Raw genomic sequence first — 22,611 nt, 5'->3', positions numbered from 1 at the left:
TCAGGCGGGTGCGGCCCTCCGCCGGTGCACGATGATCGCCGCCCCGAGGACGACGACGACGTAGCCGCAGGCCACCGTCAGACCCGCCCACGGCGCAAGCGGGTAGTGGCCTTCGAGGAGTGACGGGCCCACGTCGACGTGCGCGAACGCGGGCACGCTCTGCGTGATCGCGAACCCGGCGGCGGGAGTGATCGCCAGCAGCCATGGCGCCACCCCCGCGCTCGCCAGCAGATACGGCACCACGATCAGCGCGACGGCCAGCCCGGCGGCGAGGATCCTGCTCCTGACCAGCGCGGCCAGCCCGAGAGCCAGCAAGGCGGAGATCGCGGCCAGCGCCGCGTACCCGACGATCACCCGCAGCTCGGTGCCCAGGGTGATCGGCTGGATCGGGTTCCGGTGTGCTCGCAGCAACGCCAGCCCGGCGGGAACCACGACCCCGGCGGCCACCAGCCCGGCCACGAACGCGACCGCACCGACCACCACGGCCTCTGCCGCCAGCACGCTTCGCCCCCGTTCCGCCGGGTGGAACATGACGGCGGCCACGAGCACCAGGATCAGCCCCAGGCCCCCGCCGCTCAGCAGGAGGTCGGCACGCAGGCCGCCCTCCACCGTGGCGGGCCCGATGTCCCCGCCGCCGGTCACGACGACCTTGCCGCCCGACTCGACGGCTCCGCCCGGGTGATGCGGGGTCCTGCCGTCGGGACCGAGGGTGACGCCGACGTCGTCATGCCGCCACGAACCGCTCGCGCCCCGCAGCGTGATCCGGTCGAAGGTGGCCGTCGCCTGGGCGAAGGCCGAGGCCATCGTCCACAGCGCGCCCGGCGAGGTGGCGAAGAGCCCGATCTCGACGGTCTCCGGCAGCCCGGCCAGCCGGGCCTCGCCGACCCGGGTCCACGTCCTGCCGTCGCCGGACTCGTACCCGGTGAGGAGGTCGCCCGACCTGTCCAGCCGCAGCCACCGCGGCCCCCGCGCGGCGCTGCCGGCCACGTCGTGGATGAAGTCGTGCTGCATCCGCACCCCGTGACCGCGGGTGATCATGACGGCGGCGTACGACGTGCCCTGCTGGAGACTCCGCCTGACGAGGAGCCCCGCCTTGGCCCACGGCACCGCCCCGTGCCTGACGTTGCGCACGCCGGGCACGAGGTCCGGCTGCCGCATCTGCCCGGTCAGGTCCGACACCCGGGCGGTGATGCTGCCGTCGCCCTTGAGCGGCTGGTGCACGAAGTAATACTTGTCGCTGACCGCCGTACCGTCGGGACCCACCAGGGGCGCGGGGCAGGGCCCCTCTCCCGCCGAGGTCACGCAGGTGCTGCGCACGCCTCCGGCGATCAGCAGTCCGAGCGACACGGTGACCAGCACGGAGGCCGCCATGGCGAGCGTCCGGCCGCGGCCGGAGCGGAAGCCGGCCCACCGCGCACGCAGCAGCCGGCGGAAGCCGTCCCGCGAGCCGGTGGGGCTGGAGGTGAAGGAACTCATGGCGACGGTTGTACGCGGCACCCGGTTCCGGTGAGGTCGCGGCCGCCGCGACCCGGCTGCGACCGGGGATCTGACATCGTTGCCCCATGGCACCCCGATCCCGTGTCCGGTCCGGCCGCCCCGCCCGCACGACGGCGGGCGGTGAGCGGCGATGAGGGTCCTCGTCGTCGAGGACTTCGAGGTTCTCGCCCGCTCCATCGGCACCGGCCTGCGCCGCGAGGGCATGGCCGTGGACGTCGTCCTGGACGGGACCGCCGCCCTCGACCGCCTGGCCGCCACCCGCTACGACGTGGTGATCCTCGACCGCGACCTGCCCGGCGTCCACGGGGACGAGATCTGCCGGCGGCTGGCCCACGGCCGCTGCGAGTCCCGCGTGCTGATGCTCACCGCCTCCGGCACCATCGAGGACCGCGTCGACGGGCTCGGCCTCGGCGCCGACGACTACCTGCCCAAGCCGTTCGCGTTCGCCGAACTGGTCGCCCGCGTCCGCGCGCTGGCCCGCCGCGCCACCCCGCCACTCCCGCCCACGCTGACGTGGGGCGACCTCACCCTCGATCCGGCCCGCCGGACCGTGTCACGGGCGGGCCGGCGGCTGGAGCTGAGCCCCAGGGAGTTCGCCCTGCTCGAATGCCTGCTCGCCGTGCCCGGCCTGGTCGTCTCCGCCGAGGAACTGCTCGAACGCGTCTGGGACGAGGCCACCGACCCCTTCACCAGCGCCGTCAAGCACACCGTGCACCGGTTGCGCGTCAAGCTCGGCGACCCGCCCGTGATCGAGACCGTCCGCGAGGGCGGCTACCGCGTCGGCCCGTCATGACCGCCCGTACATCCGCCAGAAGGTCCCTGCGGACCCGGCTCGCGCTCGCCTACGCGGCGGGCGTCTACGCGGCCGGGGTGTTCGTGGTCGTCCTCGTCGACGTCCCGCTGGCCAGCGTGCAGATGACCACCCCTGTGGGCGGCCTCTCACCGGGCGTGATCACCGCGTCGGGGCCGGGGATCAGCCTGACCCGGCTTCTCGCGGGATCCGCCGTCGCGCTGGTCCTGCTGGTCCCCGTCGCCCTGGCTATCGGCTGGTACGTCGCCGGCCGGTTCCTGTACCCGCTGCGCGCCATCACCGCCACCGCCGGGATCATCTCCGCCGGCACCCTTGACCGGCGCCTCGGCCTCGGCGAGCCCATGGACGAGCTGACCGAGCTCGGCCACACCCTCGACGGCCTGCTCGCCCGTCTGCAGGCCGCGTTCGACGCCCAGCGCCACTTCGTCGCCAACGCCTCCCACGAACTGCGCACCCCTCTCGCCGGCCAGCGCACGCTGCTCGAAGTCGCACTCGCCGACCCGGACGCCGATGCCGGCACGCTGCGATCGGCCTGTCAGGAGGCTCTCTCCCTCGGCGAACACCAGGAGCGGCTCGTCCAGGCACTGCTCGCCCTGGCCACCAGCGAGCGCGGCGTCACCCGCTGGGACGCCGTCGACCTCTCCGCCGTCGTCGAAGAGGTGCTCGCCTCCCGCCGCGAGCACGCGATCCGGGAGGGTGTCGACCTCGCCGGGCACCTGGCGCCCGCGACGACGTCCGGGGATCCGCGACTGGTCGAAAGCCTCGTCGCGAACCTCGTCGACAACGCCGTCCGCCACAACCACACGGGCGGGCACGTGACGGTCACCACCTGGACCTCGGGCACGGAGGCGTCCCTCACCGTGGCCAACAGCGGGCCGGTCGTCCCCGATGACCAGCTCCCGCGCCTCTTCCAGCCCTTCCAGAGACTCGCCTCCGAACGCCACGGGCGCGGCGACGGCTACGGCCTCGGCCTGGCCATCGTCGACGCCGTCGCACAGGCCCACCAGGCCACCCTCGCCGCCGTCGCCCGACCGGAAGGCGGTCTGTCCATCACCGTGCGGTTCCCCGCATCGTCCCTGATCGCGGCCCGGACGGTCGCTCGCGCCGCAAGCAGACGCGAGCGACCATGAGGCGCACCTCGTGGAACGTGCTCAGCCGACGGCCGGGCCCGGGACCGGGGTGAACCCGCCGAACTTGTGCGGCGGCTGGAGCGTGGGAGAGGGGTCCACGTTCAGGCCCAGCGATCCGCCGGCGAGGCGGGCCAGCAGGAGGCCGGGCCCCAGCGCGCTGACGCCGGGGCCGAACGCCGCCGGGTTGCCGGCGACGGCGCCGTCGATCCGCTCGTAACCGCGGTAGGGGGCATCGGGCGAGGCCGCCTTGTTGACGTACAGGGCGTCGTCGGTGCCCCGGACGTACAGGGAGGTGACGTTGCCCTGGAAGCTGATGGCGGGGTCGCTGGTGGCGGTCCCGCCGAGGGGCTTCCATACGTACGGGATCGTGAACAGGTTGAGCATCCAGACACCGCTGTCCGCACCCCGGGCGGCGATGAAGCCGCCGCCGAAGAGGGCGTCCTCGGCGATGGCGATGTCGCTGGTGACCTGGAGGTCGCCCAGCGGCTCGAACGCGGTGACGCCGCCGGCGCTCACCCTGCTGACGTGGACGCGGTGGTCGGCGCCCCGGACGAACACCCGGACGGTGTCGTTCGGGACGGCGAAGGTGCGGGCGGCGGTGATGTCGCTGGTGGCGAAGCCGCCCAGGCTGCTCCATCCCGCCCACGCGCCGCCGTTGAGGCTGTTGGTCCACACGGCGCCGTCGGGTCCGCGCGCGAAGATCCGCAGGCTGCCCGCCGGAGCGAGGTTGGGCACGAGCGCCTCGACATCGCCGGTGACGGTCAGGCCGGGCACCGTCGAGTAACCGGTGACGGCGCCGGACGGGGTGATCGTGTTGGTGTAGACCTGATCGTCGGTCCCGCGGACGAAGAAGTGGGTGCCGAAGGAGTTCACCACCACCGACGGATCGCCGACGATCACCCCGCCGAGCGACTGGAGCGGCCCGAACGTGGAACCCGAGCGGGCGCTGTAGAGCAGCGCGCCATCGGCCCCGCGCACGGCGACACCGGTCGCGACGGGCTGACCGGCACGGTCGTAGGCCACGGCCGGGGTGCTGAGATCGGGCAGGTCAGCCGCGTAAGGCGGCGGCACGACGGCGGTCGAGACGCCGGCTGCCGAGGCGGAGGATGCGGGCGCCAGAACGCCCGCGGCGGCGGCCAGGATCGCTCCGGCCGCGAGAGTCTTGCGTAACCAGTGAGGCTGGGCCATCGAAGTCCCTTCTCGGAGAGGTGACCTTGATTCGTCTCCCGTACGCCACTTGGATCACCGGGCGGTCGATCAGCCGGACGCCTTTACAACGTAGATCACTCAACTGGCGCCAGGGTGTCGACGATCGCGACGGCGCCGCCGGGCCGGGTCCTCAGGGGCGCAGGGCGTAGACGTTGCCGCCGCCGCCCGTGTAAAGGAGGCCGTTGGCAAAGGTGAGGGCGTTCCCGGCGATGGAGTCCTGCTCCTGCGCGTCGCCGGTGTTCATCCGCCATCGCCGCGCGCCGGTGGCACCGTCCAGGGCGTGGACGGTGCCACCGGCGGTCGAGACGTACACGACGCCCCGGTGCACGACGGGGCCCACGATGACGGCGCCGCCCAGCGGCATGCTCCACCCCTCCGCGCCGGTGGCGGTGTCGAAAACGCTGATGATGCCGGCGGCGGTGACCGCGTACAGGCGGTCCTGGCCGGCGGCCAGGACGAGGGCCGATTCGACGACGCCGGTCAGGGCGGTCCATCGTTTCCTGCCGGTACGGGCGTCGAGCGCGTGCACCTCGTGGTCCGTGCTTCTGACGTAGACGGCGGCGCCGGCGGGCAGCGGGGCGGAGGTGAGAACGGCGCCGAGCCGGATGCTCCACCGCTGCGCGCCGGTGGCGGCGTCCAGAGCGCGGACCCGGCGGTCGGCGCCCGCGACGTAGACGACCTTCCCCGCCAGAGTGACCCAGGGGCCGGCACGCTCGTCGGTTCCCGTCCGCACGCTCCATCTTCGGCGGCCGGTGGCGAGGTCCAGCGCGTGCACGATGCCCGCGTAGTCGGCTATGTAGACGGTGCCGCCGGCCTGCTGGGGACGGGACCCGGCACAGCTGCCGGCCGTGCGGAACCGCCACCGCCGCCGGCCGGTGGCGGCGTGCAGGGCGATGACCTCGTTTCCGGCGCAGAGGATGACGCGTCCCCGCGTCGCCAGGAAGTGAAACCCCAGGTCACGCGAGGAGTACCGCCACCGCGGCCGGCCTGTGCGGATGTCCAGGGCGTGCAGGGCGATGCCTGTTTCCCCGGCGTACACCAGGTCTCCGGCAACCTGCGGCGGCCCAGACACGTAAGTGCTGATCGCCCGGCTCCACCGCGGCCGACCGGAGGAGGCGTCCATGGCGTAGACCCGGCCGCCGCCGGCGGCGTAGACGGCGTCCCCGCTCACCGTCGGCGCGCCCTCCAGGTGGCCGTCCACGGGGAAGCTCCAGCGCAACTGCGGGAGAGCAGCGGGAGTGGGACGCGCGAGGCTGTATCGGGCCAGTAGTGCGTCCCGGACCAGCGGGGCCAGGAGCCGCAGGGCGGAACGCGAGGTGGAGACGAGCCGGACGATGACCTGGCCCGCGCCGACGACGGCCTCGGGCGCGCCGCTGCTGCCGGTCGCGGTGGGGCGGAGGTAGTCGAGCAGGTACGGGTCCTCCGTGGCCGCGTCGTAGGCCAGCCCATGCTTGATGGCAGTCGTCTCGGCCGCGTAGATCCGCCGTGTGGTCGCGCTGGAGGAGGAGACCCACTCCACCGCGAGGGAGACGACGGGGGCGTCGTCGGTGGGCGGGATCCAGTCGCACCGGGCGGGACGGGGCAGGCGCTGACCGAATCGGGCCGGCGTCGCGGGGCTGGGGGTGTAGCCGTCCGCGATGGGGCGAAGGTCGGCGGCGCTCAGCAGGCCGCACGCGTCCGGCCAGGCGTCCAGGGGGACACCGTCGAACAGCTCGCGCCCGGTCGGGACCCCGTAGGTCAGGGTGTAGGCGGCGACACGACCCGTGCTGAGCAGCACGAAGGCCGTGCCGGGGGCGGTTCCCACGAGGGTGGCGGGGACGGAGGGCACGTCGAGCGGCAGCGAGTGCCGTCGTCCCGTGTCCTGGTCGAGGGAGGTCAGGAACGCGGGCGCCGACTGGGCGGGCCCGACGGGGACCCCGGGCTCGCCGCTCAGGAAGAGCGGCTCGCTCCACCGGCTGCCCCTGACGGAGCCGGCGGCAGGCGGCGCCTCGCGCGGGGCGGGCAGCCGGCGCCCGTCCGGCGCGTAGACCGCGTCGCCGGCCATGGCGTATCCGTCGCCGCTGACGGTGAGACCGAGCGAGAACGGGTCCCCGAGCTGATGCGAGTCCGGGAAGGTACGGCCGGGTGAGGACATCGTGCGGCGCCAGTCGGCCCGCAGCGTGGACGGGTCCAGCGCGGAGAGCCGCACCCGGTTGCCCGCGCAGTGATCGAGCAGCACCAGCAGGGAGCGGGCGCCGGCCGCCGTCAGGTCGCAGTGCCGCTCGTGGGTCGTCCTGGCCACGGCAGCGCCCGAGCGCGGATCCAGGGACAGCAGGGTCAGCGGCTCGTACCGTCGTTCGGCGATCACGATGCCGCGTTCGGTCACCACGACCCGGGGGCCGGAGTAGCGGCCGGCGCCGGGGACGCGCTCCAGGTCGAGGAACTGGACGGCCCGCCGCCACAGCGTGGCGCCCGTGACCGCGTCGAAGGCCTGTAACCGCTGCTCGCCGTCGTCCCACTTGCCCGTGAGCACGACGACGGAGCCGGACGTCACCCACACCCCGGCGACGGGGGCGCTGGACAGGTGCTGGACGCGGACGAGCCTGCCGGTGCGAGCGTCGTGGACGCTTACGCCGCTGTCGCCGGTCGCCATGGCCAGCACCTGCTCAGAGGCGCCGTGCAGCGGAACCTCCCAGTCGGAGTTCGAACCTCCGGCCTCGCCGTCGGTGGACGCCGACCACACCATCCGCCACTGGACGGGGGCGAGCCTGCCGCCGGAGGCGTCGGCGGCGGTGCCGAGCAGCAGCGCCACCGCCATCAGGACGGCGGAGGCCCGCGCGAACAGCGCTTCCCCGAGGCCACGCACGCCGGGCCGGGGAATGTCCGCGACCACCCGCGCGATCAGCACTGCTCCGAGGCCGTGCACGCTGGGTCGGGGGAAGTCCGCAACCAGAAGCCGCCTCCCGATTCGCGGTATTCGGTGCGGTAGGAGTCGGCGGAACCCGTCAGCCGGAACGGCGTGCCGCCCGGCCCGTTGATCACGATCTTCTCGGAGCGCTCCCCGGCCAGCACCGTGGCCACCAGATCGAACTCGTAATACGCCTTCCCGCCGACGATCGACAGGCTGAGCGTGACCATCTCATCGCGTTTCAGATCGATCTGCTTCTTCCTGAAGTACGCGGTGCGCGGGTCCTCCTTCGTGACGAAGCGGACCGGCCGCCGGTCGAGGTCGGCGACGAGTTCCACCGTGCCGGTCTCCCCGGCGCTGCCCGGCACCAGGAGGGCGCCGTCGGAAGGGGCCGCGCGGGTGAGCACCCGCGGTTCGACGTCGATGATGCGCAGGCTGCTGCGGTTGCCCGTCAGGACGACGGTGGCCGTCATCTTCCCGATCGTGGCGACGTGATGGCGGGCCAGCATGGCGGCCACGTCGGTGTCGCTCGCCGCCTTGCCCAGCAGGATCGCCCGGTCCCGGGCGTCGGTCACCGGCTCCCTGAGCACCAGCGGGCGTTCGTCGAGCTCGACCTCCACGTGCCCGACCGTCAACGGCGGCTCGCCGGCGACCTGGTCGACGGCGTCGGACCCGCTCGCGGTGTACCAGGTGGTGAACACCACGCCGACCGCCGCGATGAGCACGGCGCTGGCCACCCCGGCCACCCACGTGCGCGCGGCCTTCCAGCCTCCCGGGCTCGGCTCCGGCTCCGGCCGATCACCGCCTCCGCCCCGGCTTTCGCCACCCTTCTTGCCCTGGCGCACTTTGGCCATGACCGTCTTTCCGATGACTGTCGAACGGCGAATCCTGACCGTGCACCCACCAATATGCCCGCTAGTCACCCTCCGCGCACCAGAAAGACTTTTTCGGTTAGCTACGGCCACATCGCCGAGGCTCGTGCGGCCGGCTGGTCAGCTCCCGGCAATTCCCGGTGAAGGCGACACGGCCCGAACGGCGAAAATCGATGGGGGAAGCGTGCCACCGGAAGGAGCATGGCCACGGGTCACCGTTGGGCCGACACCTCGCAGAGCGACGCCACCTGGCCCTGCGCCACCTGGTCGGCGACGCACACCCCCTGGACCCGAGCACCCCCATACGGACATGAAGCATCCCGGACCGCTCAGAACTTGGCTCCCGCACCAGGCCAGAACCCACGGCCTGACCGCCGAGCAGCACCAGCCGGACACTGCACGACCAGCCCATCGATGGACGTGGCGGTGCACGATGGGACCGTTGCTGCGCCGCTTACCGGGGCACCACCCCGACCTGCGAAAAGCATCCGTACGCGAAAAGGGCGCCCCTGGTGGTGGAGGGGCGCCCTTACGAGCGTGCGGCCGGGCTGCGGCCGGTGGGAGGGGTCAGCCGGTGGGCTTCTTGACGGACACCGGCTGGGTCACGGGGTTGGTGTCCTTCTCGGACCAGGAGCCGGTGGAGAAGGCGACCGGGAAGTTCTTCCGGCCGACGCCGTCGCCCCACTTGGTGACGACGTAGTCGATCTTGATGTGGCCCTCGCCGCCGATGCCGTCCACGCCCAGGGTCTCGGGGTTGAAGCGGCCGCCGGTCAGCTCGGCGAAGGTCTTGGCGTCGAGGTCCAGCATCACACCACGGCTGGAGGGGTCGCCCGGGCCTCGGTCGCCCACGAAGAAGGGCATCTTCTTGCCCTTGTAGACGACGTAGCCCTCGGTCATGAGCGGCCAGCTCGGGCTGGCGACCAGGCCCTTCTGCATGGGCTTGCCCGCGGCGGGCAGACCGGTGTCTCCGGCGCGGCCGGAGGAGTCGTCCCAGAAGTAGGACGCGGTGGTCGAGCCTTGCAGAACTCCCCGCTGGCCGGTGCCGGTTTCGGCGTGCGCCGTGGCGGCCGAGCCGACGGTCAGCGCGGTGACGGTGGAGGCGGCGAGCAGAGCGATGGAACGCAGGCGAGCAGACATGAAGAAATTCAGGTCCTTTGTTAGGGGACGGGAACTTGCGCTCGCTGGACGAACGTAACCTGAGCAGCGTGCCGTGACGGACGCTGCGTGGAGCGCGGGAGGAATCCACTGGAGTCGGGATTCGGAGATCCGGGCGGGGCCCACCTCGAGACGTGAAGTACTGGACCCTTCGCCGGGAACGAGACCTACGTTACGGTCCAAACCGGACAAACGCAAACATAACCCCATGAAACCGGCAAAGATCTACGTTGCCGGTAAAGCGAAATCAGCGCACTTCCCTCCTCAGCACCCGCAGAACGCCCACCCCAGCGGGGATGACGATCCAGAGCACCACCGACACGGCCAGCCGCGCGGCGTCGCCGCCGGTCAGGCCGGAGCTCATCAGCACACTGATGGTCCTGTTGGGATCGAGCCACTCCCCTGCCGACTCACCCACCGGGCCGAGCTGCCCGACGAAGCTCCACAACATGGGATTGACCAGGTAGATCACCATCGCGGCCGGCGCGTTGAGCAACAGCAGCCCCAGGGCGAGCCCCTGCGCGGTGGACAGTACGGTCGTCGCGATCCAGCCCAGCACCTGGCCGGGGTCGAGCTCCCAGGCGACCTGCCCGCCCTGGGCGGCCGAGGTGAGGGCGGTCGTCGGCACGGCCACCAGCAGCGCCAGCAGGCACCCGACCACGGCCGCGGCCAGCACGGGCAGGCACTTGGCCGCCAGCACCCGGCCTCTGCGCGGCTCCAGGGTGAACGTGGTCAGCGCGGTGCGATGGCTCCACTCACCGGTCAGCGACAGGATGCCGAGCACGGGCAGCAGCGTCCCCGACGCGATCCCGGCCGTGCCGGCCAGGGTGAACAGGTCGGTCGGCCCACCGGCCAGGGCCCGGCCGACGACGAGCGCCACCGCCACCCCGATCAGGACACCCATCATGATCATGCTGGTACGCGTGTCGAGCAATTTACGGGCCTCCACCCGCAGCAACCTCCCGAAGGGAAGGCGGTACGCCGTCGGCGTGTCGGTGGTCATCGGATACCTCCGAGAGAAACCCCGCCTTTACGCGAGGGAGAAATCGGACTCTTGTGGCGCGGGACAGGCGGCAGGCGATAGGCCGCTGGGCGGATCACCGTCTGCGCACAGCGCGATGCCCACGGCTCGACAGCGTGTTCGGCGGTCGTGACAACCCAGCCGCCGAGACAGCGCTCGGACATACCCTCGCCACCGGGCCGGCGGAGCGGTGAAACGCCTGTGGAGCTGGTGTAAGACCTCAACGAGAGATCCTCGTCTCGGGACGGCCAACCGGCGGTGAAGCAGTAAGCCCCACGGACGATCGTGGGAATCCCCTTCCCGTCAAGAGGGGGGAGCTCAAGCCAACCTCCGGTCGGCGTTGGAGGTGAGGTCGAGGAAGGTCTGTTCGAGGTCGCGGCCCCGGCCGAGGTCGGCGAGGGTGCCCTCGGCCAGCACCCGGCCGCCGCCGATCATCACGATGCGGTCGGCCACCTGCTCGACCTCGTGCAGCAGGTGGGAGCTGAGCAGCACCGCGCACCCCGAGCCGGCCAGATCGCGCAGCAGGCCGCGCATCCAATGGATGCCCTGGGGGTCGAGGCCGTTGACCGGCTCGTCGAGGATGAGCGCCCTGGGCCGGCCGAGCAGCGCGTGGCCGAGGCCCAGCCGTTGCCGCATGCCCAGGGAGTAGCCGCCGACGGGCCGCTTGCCCTCCTTGGAGCTCAGGCCGACCAGCCGCAGCACCTCGTCGACGCGCGAGCGGGGCAGGCCGAGCATCATGGCGCCCAGGGTCAGCACCTCGCGGCCAGAACGGCCGGGATGCTGAGCGCCGGCGTCGAGCAGGGTGCCGACCTCGTAGCCGGGCCGCTCCAGCTCGGCGTACGGCCGCCCCAGCACGGTGGCGGTGCCCGAGGTGGGGCGGGACAGACCGGCCAGGATCCGCATGGCCGTGGACTTGCCCGCGCCGTTGGGACCCAGGAATCCGGTGATCGTGCCCGGCTGGACGGTGAAGGACACCTCGTCCAGTGCCTTCACCTCGTTGTACGCCTTGCTGAGGCGGTGGAATTCAATCACGGGTCAAGTTCACCGAAAAGGCGGCCGGATCTCATCGGTCCTGGGTCCAGCGTTGGGGCCGAGAATGTGGACCACGGTCGGCAGTGAGGTGGACCTGGGGTGCTAAAGCCCTGGACAGGAGGTCTCTAGGCTTGGAGACGTGCAGGACCACCCCGACGAGCGCCGGCCGTCCCCAGGAGCGGGGCCGCCGCCGCCCTCCAGCCGGCGGCCCTCCGAGCGCGCCCGGCCCGCCGAGCACGAGCGACCACCCCGCCCCGGCCCCGCGCTCCCCGAGGAGCCCCACCCCACCGAAGCCCTCCCTCCGACCTCCCCAGGAAACCCTCCGCCAACGCCTGGGAGTGGCTTTCCCGCAGGGGCCGGCAGGCTGCCGGTGGCTGATCGGCTGGGTACCGTTCTGCTTTATCTGTTCGCCTCGCTCCCCCTGCTCCTCTACATGGTCGTGCTGGCCACGCTAGGGCCGGGGCGTGCCGGGTCCGACGATCACCGGCTGATGCTCGACATGGGCATCGGCGCGACCGGGCTGGTCCTGCTGGGGTTCCGTGATAGGTGGCCGGTGCCGGTCGCGCTGGCGCTGATCCTGCCGACCGTCTTCTCCTTCACCGTCACCGGTCCCGCCCTCGTCGCCTTCGCCTCCCTGGCCACGCACCGGCGCTGGCGGCAGGTGGTGCCGGTGGCGGTCGTCTTCTGGTTCTGTACGCTCGCCTCCACCCGATGGCAGGACGGCTGGGTGCTGACCCTCGTCTTCGGCGCGATCGGCGCCGCCGTGCTCGGCGTGCTCACGGTCCTCGGCCTCTACCTGCGTGGGCGCGGCGAGTGGGCGGACGCGCAGCGGGCCGCGGAGGTGGCGGCGCAGGAGCACCGGGTGGAGCAGGCCAAGCTCGCCGAACGCCTGAAGATGGCCCAGGAGATGCACGACGTCCTCGCGCACCGGATCTCGCTGCTGACGATGCTCGCGGGCGGCCTGGCCTACCGCAAGGACCTCGGCCCCGAGGAGATGCGCGAGACCGCGCTGGCGATCCAGGACAACGCGCACCAGTCGCTCAACGAGCTGCGCGCCGTGCTCGGCACGCTGCGCCGTGACGGCGGACTGGAGGCGCCGCAGCCGACACTGGCTCACCTGGACACCCTGTTCGAGGAGGTACGCGCGGCCGGGCAGCGGGTCGAGGTGGACGACACCGTGCGCGGCAGGGAGCACTTGCCGGCGCAGACGGGGCGGCACGCGTACCGGATCGTGCAGGAGGCGCTCACCAACGCCCGCAAGCACGCGCCCGGCAGCCCCGTGCGGGCCGAGCTCGGCGGGCGGCCGGGGGTGGGGCTGCGGATCCGGGTGAGCAATCCGGCCCCGGCCGGCGTCGCGGCCGGGCCGGGCGGGCGGCTGGGGCTGGTCGGGCTGGCCGAACGCACCCGGATGGCCGGTGGCACACTCAGCCATGACGTACGGGATGGGCGCTTCGTCCTGGACGCCCTGCTGCCGTGGGAGGCTTGACGTCGTGATCCGAGTGGTGATCGTGGATGACGACCCGATGGTGCGCACAGGGCTGCGTCTCATCCTGGGCGGCGAGCCCGACCTCGACCTCGTGGGTGAGGCGGCCGACGGGAAGCGGGCCATGGCCGTGATCCGGGACCTGCGGCCCGACGTGGTGCTGATGGACATCCGCATGCCGGAGCAGGACGGGCTGACCACCACCGAGCTGCTGCTCTCCCGGCCGGCTCCGCCCCGCATCCTGGTGCTGACCACGTTCGACGCCGACGACATGGTGATGCGGGCGCTGCGGCTCGGCGCGCACGGGTTCCTGCTGAAGGACACACCGCCGCCGAAGATGATCGAGGCTGTGCGGGCGGTGGCGAAGGGCGAGCCGGTGCTGTCGCCGAGCGTCGCCCAGCAGGTGATCGCGGCCGCCACCGGCCGTTACGAGCCGCAGCGTCCCGAGGCGGCCCGCGAGCTGGCCACCCTCACCGAACGCGAGCGCGAGGTCGCGATCGAGGTGGCCAAGGGCAGCTCCAACGCCGAGATCGCGCGGGACCTGTCGGTGAGCGTGGCCACGGTGAAGGCCAACGTCACCCGCATCTTCGCCAAACTGGGCACCGACAACCGGGTCCACGTGGCCAACAAGGTCCGCGACGCCGGCCTGCTCTGACCACATCCGACGGCCCCTCCCAAAGAGCCGGTTTCCAAGGCCCAGCGTCCAGAGTGCCGTTTTCGGGGTTCGTCTTCCGATGACCGGCGCGGGGCCGATCACCGGTGCTCGGCTACGGACGGGCCCGGCGTGGCGTGGTTCCCGGTGATCGGGCCGGGTCGGGGTGGAGTGGGGCGGTGCTGTCGCGGACGACGAGGGTGGTGGCGAGTTCGATGCGGGTGCCGGAGGGGCCCCGTGGGTGGGTCACTTCCTCGGCGACGAGCCGTACCGCTTCGTTGGCCATGTCGTCGAGCGGCTGGCGGACGGTCGTGAGCGGTGGGGAGAGCATGTCGCACAACATCGAGTCGTCGAACCCGACCACGGACAGCTCGCCGGGCACGCGGACGCCGCGCTCGGTGGCGGCCTGGTAGACGCCGGCGGCCTGGAGGTCGTTGCCGGCGAAGACGGCGGTGGGCGGGTCGTCGTGGTCGAGCAGGTCGCCGCCGATCGCCTTGCCTCCGGTGACGAGGAAGTCGCCGTAGCGGGCGAGCGCCGGGTCGGAGTCGATCCCGAACGTACGGTGGGCGGCCAGGTAGCCCTCGTACCGGTCGAGCGTGCACTGCGTGTCGAGCGGCCCGCCGATGAAGGCGATCCTGGTGTGCCCCAGCTCCAGCAGGTGGGTGGTGGCCATGACGCCGCCCAGCCAGTTGGTGGCGCCGACCGAGGACAGGCGCGGGTCGCGCTGCCCGACCGGGTCGACCAGCACCAGGGGCACGTGCAGCAGCTCCTCCAGGGCGGTGATCTCGCGCTGGTCGGCGCGGGAGAGCACGAGGACGACGCCGTCGGTGTTGCGCTTGCGCACCATCCCGATCCAGCGCCGCAGGTCGAAGTCGGAGCGTGCGGACGAGGTCACGACCAGCGAGAACCCCCACCGCGCCGCCGCCTTCTCCGCGCCGCCGATGAGCACCTGCGCCCACGGTGAGCCGAGCCCTTCGATGAGCAGGTCGACGACGCCGGCCCTGGGCCTGCTGGGCGGGCGCGGCGCCTCGTAGCCGGAGGTTCTGACGGCTTCGAGCACCTTGTCCCTGGTGGCGGCGGAGACGTGTTTCTTGCCGCTGAGGACCTTGGAGACGGTCGGCACCGACACTCCGGCGGCGGCCGCGACGTCGGCCAGCGTGGCTCTGCGCACCGGATCTCCCGTTCTGCCGTGCCGCCGCCTCTCGGCGGCATCAGGACACGAAAACTTTCGGCAGTCCAGATCGGCCTGGGTCAACCCATCTGACCTGGCGGTGTCGCTGTGGGTCGAGGACTGTTGACAGTGCTATGAGCCGGAGCCTAGCGTAATACTCCGGCAATGTCACGGTCATCTTTCGGCAACATTATCCGAAACTTTCCGATCCAGCAGAGGCGCGCTCCAGCAGGGGCGGAGCAGGTCTGTCAGCGCTATCAACGCCGCGCGAGATGGCTCCTGATCGGGGACGCACGCGAGACTCAAGGACCGAAGAACCATGGGAGTCAGTGAAATGTCACGCATGGCAGCCTTCCGCCGGCGCGTGGGCGGTTTCGCCTTCGGCGGGGACTACAACCCCGAGCAGTGGGACCGCTCGGTCTGGCGCGAGGATGTCCGTCTCATGCGCGAGGCCGGCGTCAACACCGTCAGCCTGGGCGTCTTCGCGTGGGCCTCGCTGGAGCCGGAGCCCGGCACGTACGAGTTCGGCTGGCTGGACGAGGTCATGGACCTCCTGCACGACCACGGCGTCAGCGTCAACCTGGCCACACCCACCGCGGCGCCGCCCGTCTGGCTCACGCACCTGCACCCCGAGGTGTTCCCGATCAGGGAGGACGGGCACCCGTTCGGCTTCGGCAACCGCCTGCACTACGACCCTTCGTCGCCGATCTACCGCGAGTACGCGGCCCGCATCACCACCAGGCTGGCCGAACGCTACTCCTTCCATCCGGCGCTGGCGATGTGGCACATCAGCAACGAGTACGGGCCCACGTCGTTCGGTCCGGCCGCGGGGGTCGCGTTCCGGAGCTGGCTGCAGCGCAGGTACGGCGACCTCGACCGGCTGAACGAGGCGTGGACCACGCGGTTCTGGGGCCAGGTCTACACCGGCTGGGAGCAGATCGACGTGCCGCACATCCCGCGTACGTGGATGAACCCCACCCGCCGGCTCGACTTCAAGCGCTTCACCTCGGACGCGCTGCTGGAGTGTTACCTCGCCGAGCGGGACATCGTCCGCTCCTTCCGCGACGACGTCCCCGTCCTGACCAACTTCATGCGTTTCTTCCGCCACGCCGACTACTGGAAGTGGGCGCCGGAGGAGGACGCGGCCGCGCTCGACATCTACCCCAACCCGGCCGAATCCGACTCGCACGTGTCGGCGGCCTTCAACTACGACCTGTTCCGCTCGCTCAAGGGCGGGCAGCCGTGGATGCTGATGGAGCAGTCCAGCAGCGCGGTCAGCCAGTGGCGGCTCAACGTGGTCAAGGAGCCGGGCCGGATGCGGCTCGGCTCGCTGCAGGCGGTGTCGCGGGCGGCCGACTCGGTGATGTTCTTCCAGTGGCGGGCCAGCCGGGGCGGGCAGGAGCGCTTCCACTCGGCGATGCTGCCCCACTCCGGGCCCGATTCGCGCACGTTCCGCGAGATCAGCGACCTCGGGCGGGAGATGCAGCTGCTGGCCCCGGTCGCCGGCACGCGCTCTCGGGCGGAGATCGCGATCGTGTTCGACTGGGACGGATGGTGGGGGCTGGAGGAGGTCTTCGGCCTGCCGCGCAGCGACTTCAGCTACACCGACACGGTCATGCGGCACTACACGCCGCTCTGGGAGCGGCACCACGCCGTGGACGTGGTGCCGCACGGGGGGTCGCTCGACGGGTACAAGGTGCTGGTCGTGCCGAACGCGTACCTGATCGACGACGAAGGTGCGGCCCGGATCCGCGAGTTCGCCGCGGACGGCGGGACGGTGATCATGTCCTTCTTCTCCGGCGTCGTGGACGCCGACAACCGGGTGCGGCCGGACGGGTATCCGGGAGCGTTCCGGGAGCTCATCGGGGCCAAGATCGACGAGTACTGGCCGGCCAGGCCGGACGAGGTGTTCGCCGTGTCCTTCGCCGATGGACGTTCGGCGACGGCCACGTGGTGGCGGGACGATCTGCACCTGGAGGGCGGCAAGGCGCTGGCGACGTACGCCGACGGGCTGCTGGAGGGACGCGCCGCCGTGGTCGAGAACCGGTACGGGGCCGGGCGGGTGGTCTACTTCGCGACGCTGCTGGAAGTGGGCGCGTTCGACGACGTCGTGGCCCGGGTGGTGGCGGAGGCCGGGGTGCGTTCGCGGTTCGAGGGGGTGCCGGCGCACGTCGAATGTGCGGTGCGGGGGGACGACGCTGACGAGTACGTGTTCCTGCTCAACCACAGCGCGGCCGAGAGCGTGTCCGTTCCCGTGGGAGGGGAGGGGACGGATCTGCTCACCGGGGCGCCGGTGTCGGGCACGGTGTCGCTGGCTCCGCTGGGCGCGTCGGTGATCCAGATCGCCCGCGGCTGACAGCGGGGGCCGGAACCGGGCCCCCGACGCCTGCCGGGCCGGTTGCGCTCGCCCGCGACCGAGGGCCTGGAGCCAGGCCCTCGGCCCGCTGCCTTACGGCCGCCACCCGCTGCCTTTCGACCGCCACCTGCCGCCTTACGGTCGCCATTCATCCCGGTAGCCGGGGTGGTCGGCGTAGGGGGCGGCGAGATCGCGCAGGTCCGGGCACGGCCACGGCTGTCCGTCGTGCTGACAGCGGGGCGGGGCATCCGGCTCGGCCTCGGCCGCCGGCTCGGTCCCGGCCGGCTCGGCCCCGGACGGCGGTTCGGCGTTCGGGGGTGGAGCGGTCTCCGTCTGCGGGTCGGAGCCGTGCCGGGCCACGGTTCGGCGTCCGGCCTCGGTCGGCGGGCCAGGGGCGTGTCGGGCCAGGGTGCGGCGTCTGGCCTCTGTTTCGCGCAAGGTGCGCGCCGGGTCGTGGGCGGCGATGTACTCGGCGTCCTTGGCGGACTGCGCGTGCCCGGCGTCGCCGGTGATGCAGACGGCGCCGCGGAAGGGTGACAGGCCGCCGTAGCCGACGAACTCCTGCCCGTTGGTCATGGTGACGAAGTCGTCGCCGTCGTACCACTCCTTGCCCGGGTCGTACGACCACGGGCCCGGCGTCGCGTCCCGCGCCCCGCGCTCGTCTTCGTCGAGCCGGGCCCGCATGAATGTGATCAGCTCGTCCATCGAGACCCATTCTCCCCCGTACGGCGCCGCGCCGGCGTGATCGCCCTCAGGACACCGGCGGGTGCCGGACCGCTCCCCCAGGGTGAACGGGCCCGCGGTCGGCGTGGGCGAGCGCGACCTCGATCGCCGGGCGGTGAACCGCGAGCTGGTCCGGGGTCCAGCCCGCGGGCCCGTCTACCAGGTCAAGGGTGACGATCCGGTAGATGAGGGCGCGTATCAGCATCTGCCCCCACTCCGGCAGATGGGCCCAGCGGGCGGCCAGGGCGGGTGAGGCGCCGTACCAGCACAGGGCGTCGGCGACCGCGACGGCCGCCGCCCACGACGGCGGCCGCCAGTAGACGGGCCAGTCGATGATCGCCGGCGGCAGGCCGTCGGCGAACAGCACGTTGCCGGGCAGGTCTCCGTGGACGGCCTGGCAGGGCAGGTCGACCGGACGGCGCGCTCGTACGAGCGGCTCCAGCAGCCCGCCGGCCGCGCCGGGGACGGGCAGCTCCTCCCAGGCGACGCGGTCACCCTGGGTCCAGGGGTCCTCGCGCCGGTCGAGGAACCCGGGTCTGGGCAGGTGCGCGATCGCCTCGTGGAAGGCGGCTCCGGTACGCAGCACGTCGTCCTGCCGCCGGACGTCGGGCACACCCGGCACCATCCTGGTCGCCTCCCAGCCCTGGCTCACCCAGCCGCCACCGGCCGCCGCGACGGGACGGGCCACCCGGAAGTGCGGCGAATCGGGCAGCTCGGCGAGCACGCCGGCCCGCCAGAGCGTCTCGGGCAGGAAGCCGACCTCCTTGAGCGCCAGCTCGCCGGCCCGCCACGCCCCGCCCATCCACACCGGCTCCCCCGCCGCCCCGAAGGCCGCGAGCACGTCCGGAGGCGGCGGCTCCTCTCCCTCAGGTGCGGGCGATCCGCCGGCGGCGGACTCGGGGGTCATGAGGCCGTCTCCGGGGTCGCCAGCCAGGCGTTCACCCCGGCCCTGAGCTCGGCCTTCATCTGTTCAGGAACGAAGGCGGCGTCGATGGAGGCGTGGGCCAGGTCGGCCAGGTCCGCGTCCGTGAAGCCGAAGACGTCGCGCAGCCGGGCGTACTCGTCGGCCAGCGCCGTCTCCCCGTCGGTGTTGATCGTGACCGTCAGCCCCGCCTCCCGCAGCCGCGGCAGCGGGTGCTCGGCCAGCGAGGGCACCAGGCCGAGGAGCACGTTGGAGGTCGGGCAGACCTCCAGGGGGACGCCGCGCTCGCTCAGCTCCGCCACGAGCTCGTCGTCGTCGAGCACCCGGATGCCGTGGCCGAGCCGCTCGGCGCGTCCCGGGCCGAGCGCGTCGCGGATGCTGTCCGGCCCGGCCGTCTCGCCCGCGTGGTGCACCAGGTGCAGCCCCGCGTCCCAGGCCGCGGCGAACACCTCGGTGAACGGGGCCAGCGGGTAGCTCTCGTCACCCGCCAGCCCGATCCCGATCACCCCTTCGTGGCGGACGGCCATCCGGTACGTCCGCCACAGCCGCTCCACCGGCCGCCGCCTGGAGTGGTCGAGCAGCACCCCGCAGTCGATCCCGTACCGCTCCCGCCCTTCGGCGAGCCCGTCGAGCACCGCCCGCAGCGGCATCTCGTGGTCGCCCACGCGCTCGCCGTGCGCGGCGGCGGTGAAGGTCACCTCGGCGTAGCGGGTGCCCTGGGCGGCCTCGTCCGCGCAGAACTCGACTGCGATCCGCCGGAAGTGCTCGGCCGTGCGCAGCACCTCGCGCACCTTGGCCCGCTGGTCGGCGAACTCCCTGAAGGTCGCGAACGCCCCCTCGGGCTCGGGCGGGCCGCCGAGCTCGCGCACGGTCCGCGGCCGTACGGTGCTCTCCAGGTGAACATGCAGGTGGGCCTTGGGCAGGGCACGTACGTCTCTCACGTGCGCCCACCCTACGCGCTGCCCGAAATCCGGTGCACCTGGTTATCGGCGGGGGTAGGAAGGGCGTGAGCCCTCGCCGGAGATGGAGCCGATCATGACCGTAGTCCTGGTCCATGGCGTGCCGGAGACCTCAGCCGTCTGGGACCCTCTCCGTGCGGTCCTGCGCCGCGATGACGTGCGCGTGCCGGCACTCCCCGGGTTCGGCCGCCCCCGGGCCGAGGGGTTCACCGCCACCAAGGAGGAGTACGTCGCCTGGCTGACCGCCGAGCTGGAGGACCTGGCCGGGGAGGACGTCGACCTGGTCGGCCACGACTGGGGCGGCGGCCTGGTGGTGCGCCTGGTCAGCCTGCGCCCCGACCTGGTGCGCTCGTGGGTCACCGACGCCGCCGGCCTCGGCCACGCCGACTTCCGCTGGCACGATCTGGCCAGGCTGTGGCAGACGCCGGGCGCCGGTGAGCAGTTCTTCGAGCGGCGGCGCGGCCTGCCGGTCGAGGAGCTGGCCCTGCCGTACGAGGGCTTCGGCGTCCCGCGCGAGCACGCCCTGGCGATGGCGGCCGAGGCGGACGAGGTCATGGCCGGCAGCATCCTGGCCCTCTACCGGTCGGCCGTGGACGTGGGGCGCGAGTGGTCGCCCGCCTTCGCCGGCGTCCCTGTGCCGGGGCTGGTGCTGGTGGCGTCGGAGGATCCGTTCCTGGACGGGGACGTGGCGCGGGCGGCGGCGGCCAGGGCGGGCGCGGCGGTGGCCGAGCTGCCGGGCCTGGGTCACTGGTGGCTGCTGCAGGACCCGGCGGCCGGCGCGGCCCGGCTGGAGGAGTTCTGGGACAGCCTCGCCAAGTGACCGGCGATCAGCGTGCCTCCGTACGCCGATCAGCGGCGGGTCAGGCGGCCCGGCGCCGGGTGATGCGGATCTTCGACTGCTTGTGCCGGTTCTCCCAGTCCTCCATGAAGACCGCCCGCAGCCCGTGCTTCTCGGCCAGCGCGACGAGGGTCTCGGTGCGGTAGTAGAAGTCCTCCCGCAGCACCTGGTGCTCCTTGCCCTCGGTCCGGTCGAAGGTGAAGTCGAACCAGCCGTCCGGCTTCATGATCCGGCCCACGTGGGCGAAGCACTCCTCGATCACGCCGGGCGGGGAGTGGGAGAAGACGCTGTGCGCGTGGACGACGTCGAAGTACTCGTCGGGCAGGAAGGCGAAGCGCAGGTCCCGTACGGGGGTCAGGTAGGGCATCTTGTCGCCGAGCCCGTGCCTGACGATCGTGTCCTGGGCCGCCATGAGGATGTCGGGCGAGATGTCGATGCCGTAGTAGTTGCCGGTGTAGAGGTAGCCGACGAACAGCCGGCCCGCCCGCAGGTTGCCGCAGCCGATCTCCAGCATCCGGCATTCGGGCTTGAGCCCGTGTTCGAGCAGGTAGTCGAACTGGAGCCGGCCCAGGGCCAGCCAGCGTTTGTGGGTGTGCGACCCGACGGCGCCCTCGGGGTCGCGGGCGGTGTCGGACTTCATGACCGCCCGGTAGTAGGCGACATGGTCGCGCGTACGCAGCCGGAACCACGTGTCGCGGGCCAGCCGGCGCAGATGGGGCAGGATCTTGTGGGGGTTCTTGGTCGCGTACGTCACCTGGTGGACGAGGCTCGAACGGGAGCGTTTCACGCCTTGGAATGTAGGTCACCGTGGAGGGGGCCCATGGGCCAGCGGCGACACTCTTGAGTTCCCGTTTGCGCAGCCTTTCTGTCCGCACCTCGTACCAAGCGGCGAGCCGGGTCAGCTCAGGTAGTCGCGCAGCGCCAGGGACCGGGACGGATGACGCAGCTTGGACATCGTCTTGGCCTCGATCTGCCGGATGCGCTCCCGGGTGACGCCGTAGATGCGGCCGATCTCGTCGAGGGTCATCGGCTTGCCGTCATTGAGGCCGTACCGCATGCTGATCACCCCCGCCTCGCGCTCGGAGAGCTGGTCGAGCAGGGCGTGCAGTTGCTGCTGGAGCAGGGTGAAGGAGACGGCGTCGGCCGGGGAGACGGCCTCGGTGTCCTCGATGAGGTCGCCGAACTCGCTGTCGCCCTCCTCCCCCAGCGGCGTGTGCAGGGAGATCGGCTCACGGCCGTAGCCCTGGATCTCGCTGACCCGGTCGACCTCCAGCTCGCACTCCGCCGCGATCTCCTCGGGGGTGGGCTCGCGGCCGAGCTCGCTCTGCAGCCGGCGCTGGGTGCGCGCGACCTTGTTGATCAGCTCCACCATGTGCACGGGGATGCGGATCGTCCTGGCCTGATCGGCCATGGCCCGGGTGATGGCCTGCTTGATCCACCAGGTGGCGTAGGTGGAGAACTTGTAGCCGAGCCGGTAGTCGAACTTCTCGATCGTCCGGATCAGGCCGAGGTTGCCCTCCTGGATCAGGTCCAGGAAAAGCATGCCGCGCCCGGTGTAGCGCTTGGCGATGGACACCACCAGCCGCAGGTTGGCCTCCAGCATGCGGCGCTTGGCCTGCAAGCCGTCGGCGGCGATCCACTCCAGGTCGGCGCGCATCTCGTCGGACAGGCCCGCCTCGGTGTCGAGCCGCTCCCTGGCGAACAGGCCGGCCTCGATGCGCTTGGCCAGCTCGATCTCCTGCTCGGCGGTGAGCAGCGGCACCCGGCCGATCGCCTTGAGATAGACCTTGACCGAGTCGGCGCCGACGACCGCACCGCCCTCGGCAACGTTGTCGTCCAGTTCTAGAACCTCTGCTGCTTGGGACAAAACCTCACTCCTCGCTCGCTTTGGGG

General features: G+C 72.0%; 18 protein-coding genes and 1 pseudogene. 6 read left to right on the top strand and 13 right to left on the bottom strand.

Annotated features, from left to right (window positions below):
* Complete coding sequence (locus tag OIE67_RS17155; RefSeq protein ID WP_326641443.1) at positions 1–1,476, bottom strand: DUF1349 domain-containing protein; 1,476 nt, start codon at positions 1,474–1,476, stop codon at positions 1–3.
* Positions 1,477–1,627: 151 nt separating this feature from the next.
* Here OIE67_RS17155 and OIE67_RS17150 point away from each other — a divergent pair, with 151 nt between their 5' ends.
* Positions 1,628–2,290 carry a response regulator transcription factor gene (locus OIE67_RS17150; protein WP_326641441.1) on the top strand — a complete coding sequence of 221 codons (663 nt, stop codon included), beginning with the start codon at positions 1,628–1,630 and terminating at the stop codon, positions 2,288–2,290.
* Entirely contained in the window at positions 2,287–3,438 is a 1,152-nt protein-coding gene (locus tag OIE67_RS17145; RefSeq protein ID WP_326641439.1) for a sensor histidine kinase, read from the top strand. Before OIE67_RS17150 ends, OIE67_RS17145 begins: the two co-directional genes overlap by 4 nt.
* Positions 3,439–3,459: 21 nt before the next feature.
* Here OIE67_RS17145 and OIE67_RS17140 read toward each other — a convergent pair whose 3' ends face one another.
* The 6 genes from OIE67_RS17140 to OIE67_RS17115 all read right to left on the bottom strand — a co-directional run bounded on the left by OIE67_RS17140 (position 3,460) and on the right by OIE67_RS17115 (position 11,614).
* Complete coding sequence (locus tag OIE67_RS17140) at positions 3,460–4,626, bottom strand: hypothetical protein (RefSeq protein ID WP_326641437.1); 1,167 nt, start codon at positions 4,624–4,626, stop codon at positions 3,460–3,462.
* A 151-nt stretch (positions 4,627–4,777) separates the two neighbouring features.
* On the bottom strand, positions 4,778–7,534 hold the full coding sequence (locus tag OIE67_RS17135; protein ID WP_326641436.1) for an outer membrane protein assembly factor BamB family protein: 2,757 nt from the start codon (positions 7,532–7,534) through the stop codon (positions 4,778–4,780).
* A complete protein-coding gene (locus OIE67_RS17130; protein WP_326641434.1) occupies positions 7,528–8,388 on the bottom strand; it encodes a hypothetical protein in 861 nt (286 codons plus the stop codon). Before OIE67_RS17130 ends, OIE67_RS17135 begins: the two co-directional genes overlap by 7 nt.
* A 585-nt stretch (positions 8,389–8,973) precedes the next feature.
* Positions 8,974–9,543, bottom strand: a complete 570-nt coding sequence (locus OIE67_RS17125) for a hypothetical protein (protein ID WP_326641432.1) — start codon at positions 9,541–9,543, stop codon at positions 8,974–8,976.
* Between the two features lie 265 nt (positions 9,544–9,808).
* Complete coding sequence (locus OIE67_RS17120; protein ID WP_326641430.1) at positions 9,809–10,564, bottom strand: ABC transporter permease; 756 nt, start codon at positions 10,562–10,564, stop codon at positions 9,809–9,811.
* A gap of 336 nt (positions 10,565–10,900) precedes the next feature.
* Positions 10,901–11,614: an ABC transporter ATP-binding protein gene (locus tag OIE67_RS17115; RefSeq protein WP_326641428.1), complete on the bottom strand. Its 714-nt coding sequence runs from the start codon at positions 11,612–11,614 to the stop codon at positions 10,901–10,903.
* Between the two features lie 370 nt (positions 11,615–11,984).
* Here OIE67_RS17115 and OIE67_RS17110 point away from each other — a divergent pair, with 370 nt between their 5' ends.
* Both OIE67_RS17110 and OIE67_RS17105 read left to right on the top strand, forming a co-directional pair.
* A complete protein-coding gene (locus OIE67_RS17110) occupies positions 11,985–13,100 on the top strand; it encodes a sensor histidine kinase (RefSeq protein ID WP_326641426.1) in 1,116 nt (371 codons plus the stop codon).
* 4 nt (positions 13,101–13,104) lie between these two features.
* Positions 13,105–13,752, top strand: coding sequence for a response regulator transcription factor (locus OIE67_RS17105; protein WP_326641424.1), 648 nt, complete (start codon positions 13,105–13,107; stop codon positions 13,750–13,752).
* Positions 13,753–13,864: 112 nt separating this feature from the next.
* Here the strand turns inward: OIE67_RS17105 and OIE67_RS17100 are convergent, their stop codons facing one another.
* Positions 13,865–14,920 (bottom strand): LacI family DNA-binding transcriptional regulator, encoded by a 1,056-nt coding sequence (locus tag OIE67_RS17100; RefSeq protein ID WP_326641422.1) that lies wholly within the window; start codon positions 14,918–14,920, stop codon positions 13,865–13,867.
* 343 nt (positions 14,921–15,263) lie between these two features.
* Between OIE67_RS17100 and OIE67_RS17095 the strand changes: the two genes are divergently transcribed.
* Positions 15,264–17,276 (top strand): beta-galactosidase, encoded by a 2,013-nt coding sequence (locus OIE67_RS17095; protein ID WP_326641420.1) that lies wholly within the window; start codon positions 15,264–15,266, stop codon positions 17,274–17,276.
* 135 nt (positions 17,277–17,411) lie between these two features.
* Here the strand turns inward: OIE67_RS17095 and OIE67_RS17090 are convergent, their stop codons facing one another.
* Genes OIE67_RS17090 through add form a run of 3 tightly spaced genes read right to left on the bottom strand, consistent with a single transcriptional unit; the run spans position 17,412 to position 19,862 of the window.
* The gene (locus tag OIE67_RS17090) at positions 17,412–17,981 is read right to left on the bottom strand and encodes a DUF6221 family protein (protein WP_326641418.1); all 570 of its coding nucleotides are present in this window, start codon (positions 17,979–17,981) and stop codon (positions 17,412–17,414) included.
* Between the two features lie 46 nt (positions 17,982–18,027).
* A complete protein-coding gene (locus OIE67_RS17085) occupies positions 18,028–18,906 on the bottom strand; it encodes a TIGR02569 family protein (protein ID WP_326641416.1) in 879 nt (292 codons plus the stop codon).
* On the bottom strand, positions 18,903–19,862 hold the full coding sequence (gene add / locus OIE67_RS17080; RefSeq protein WP_326641414.1) for an adenosine deaminase: 960 nt from the start codon (positions 19,860–19,862) through the stop codon (positions 18,903–18,905). Before add ends, OIE67_RS17085 begins: the two co-directional genes overlap by 4 nt.
* Positions 19,863–19,956: 94 nt before the next feature.
* Here add and OIE67_RS17075 point away from each other — a divergent pair, with 94 nt between their 5' ends.
* Entirely contained in the window at positions 19,957–20,700 is a 744-nt protein-coding gene (locus OIE67_RS17075; RefSeq protein ID WP_326641411.1) for an alpha/beta fold hydrolase, read from the top strand.
* Between the two features lie 40 nt (positions 20,701–20,740).
* On the opposite strand, the gene OIE67_RS17070 is transcribed toward OIE67_RS17075, so the two are convergent.
* Positions 20,741–21,505 (bottom strand): class I SAM-dependent DNA methyltransferase, encoded by a 765-nt coding sequence (locus OIE67_RS17070; protein WP_106246664.1) that lies wholly within the window; start codon positions 21,503–21,505, stop codon positions 20,741–20,743.
* A gap of 111 nt (positions 21,506–21,616) precedes the next feature.
* Positions 21,617–22,570, bottom strand: a pseudogene (locus OIE67_RS17065) (RNA polymerase sigma factor); the annotation flags it as partial.
* Positions 22,571–22,611 lie beyond the last annotated feature (41 nt).

The organism is Nonomuraea fuscirosea (assembly GCF_035917475.1).
Classification (GTDB): domain Bacteria; phylum Actinomycetota; class Actinomycetes; order Streptosporangiales; family Streptosporangiaceae; genus Nonomuraea; species Nonomuraea fuscirosea.
This window is presented reverse-complemented; position numbering and strand designations above follow the sequence as displayed.

What these genes read in the sequence shown, in the direction of transcription:
- OIE67_RS17155 (WP_326641443.1), bottom strand. Translation starts at nt 1,476, where the DNA reads ATGAGTTCCTTCACCTCCAGCCCCACCGGCTCGCGGGACGGCTTCCGC.
- OIE67_RS17150 (WP_326641441.1), top strand. Translation starts at nt 1,628, where the DNA reads ATGAGGGTCCTCGTCGTCGAGGACTTCGAGGTTCTCGCCCGCTCCATC.
- OIE67_RS17145 (WP_326641439.1), top strand. Translation starts at nt 2,287, where the DNA reads ATGACCGCCCGTACATCCGCCAGAAGGTCCCTGCGGACCCGGCTCGCG.
- OIE67_RS17140 (WP_326641437.1), bottom strand. Translation starts at nt 4,626, where the DNA reads ATGGCCCAGCCTCACTGGTTACGCAAGACTCTCGCGGCCGGAGCGATC.
- OIE67_RS17130 (WP_326641434.1), bottom strand. Translation starts at nt 8,388, where the DNA reads ATGGCCAAAGTGCGCCAGGGCAAGAAGGGTGGCGAAAGCCGGGGCGGA.
- OIE67_RS17125 (WP_326641432.1), bottom strand. Translation starts at nt 9,543, where the DNA reads ATGTCTGCTCGCCTGCGTTCCATCGCTCTGCTCGCCGCCTCCACCGTC.
- OIE67_RS17120 (WP_326641430.1), bottom strand. Translation starts at nt 10,564, where the DNA reads ATGACCACCGACACGCCGACGGCGTACCGCCTTCCCTTCGGGAGGTTG.
- OIE67_RS17095 (WP_326641420.1), top strand. Translation starts at nt 15,264, where the DNA reads ATGGCAGCCTTCCGCCGGCGCGTGGGCGGTTTCGCCTTCGGCGGGGAC.
- OIE67_RS17090 (WP_326641418.1), bottom strand. Translation starts at nt 17,981, where the DNA reads ATGGACGAGCTGATCACATTCATGCGGGCCCGGCTCGACGAAGACGAG.
- OIE67_RS17085 (WP_326641416.1), bottom strand. Translation starts at nt 18,906, where the DNA reads ATGACCCCCGAGTCCGCCGCCGGCGGATCGCCCGCACCTGAGGGAGAG.
- OIE67_RS17075 (WP_326641411.1), top strand. Translation starts at nt 19,957, where the DNA reads ATGACCGTAGTCCTGGTCCATGGCGTGCCGGAGACCTCAGCCGTCTGG.